The organism is Undibacterium sp. Di27W (genome assembly GCF_049340345.1).
Lineage (GTDB): Bacteria > Pseudomonadota > Gammaproteobacteria > Burkholderiales > Burkholderiaceae_D > Undibacterium.
This window is the reverse complement of sequence record NZ_JBMPOS010000074.1, coordinates 1-1022: the sequence shown is the minus strand read 5'-3', so window position 1 is coordinate 1022 and position 1022 is coordinate 1. Positions and strand designations below refer to the sequence as shown.

Below are 1022 nucleotides of genomic sequence, written 5' to 3'. Positions count from 1 at the left end.
GCTTGTATGGTTATAAGTGACGATTTCTGGGAAACTAGAAAGCGTTGGGGTGGAGGGACAACGCTGCGCATCTGCAGTTTTAGCTGACAGACTCGATTAGAACTCTCCCACCCCACCTCTTCAACGTCGATGAGGAATCCAGCGGTCAATAGGCCTGCCAACCAATACCGCCGATATGTGCAAGCTAACGTGAAGAAGTGGCCACCCCAACATTCTCACTTTAACGATAAGGAGGCAATCATGCAATCCCCGTTATTCATAGGTGTTGATGTGGCGAAATCTGAGGTCGTTATCGCCTGCTCGGAAAGCAGTTTCCCGGTGCGTGCTGTTGCTAATGAATTAGCTGCTTTAAAGAAATTCCTGAAACAACTGCCGCCTGGCTCGTCTATTGCGATGGAAGCAACCGGCGCCTATCACCGGGTGCTGGCTGACCTGGCTTTCCAGATGGGCTTGCATGTTTATGTGCTCAACCCTAAAGATACCCGTCATTATGCGAAAGGGGTTGGGGCTCGTGCCAAGACTGACAACGTCGATGCCATGCTCATTGCACGTTACCTGTCCCATGAAGTCAAGGAGCTGCGTCGCTATGAACCTGCTACGCCCGAGCAACGTACAATGGATGAGTTGCTTAAACGCAGGGCTAAAATTGTTTCCCTGAAGACCGCATTCCGCCTGACCTGTGATGGAGCGCCGTCACTGAAAGTGAAATCAGCCAAGCTTTTAGATAACTTTACAGATTTACTCAAGCAAATCGATCTGGACATTGCCGCATTGAATAAGGATATTCCCAACCGGGATGAACAAGTCTGTCGCTTGCAATCCATTGCAGGAGTCGGGCTATTAACCAGCTCCTGGCTGGCCAATCTGTTTGATCGCGTTCGTTTCACAAACAGTGATGCCGTCGTTGCATTTGTCGGTATGGATCCACGTCCGTGTGACTCTGGTCAAAAACGTGGCCGCAGGAGGTTATCCAAGCGAGGCCCTGCTGAAGGGCGCCGCTTGCTATTTAACGCTGGTATGGC

Annotated in this window: 1 protein-coding gene; it reads left to right on the top strand. The window is 50.8% G+C overall.

The features are described from left to right. Positions 1–240: 240 nt before the first annotated feature. Positions 241–1022, top strand: a 782-nt coding sequence (locus tag ACO0LF_RS31300; protein ID WP_423021296.1) for an IS110 family transposase, incomplete at its 3' end; no start/stop codon positions are given.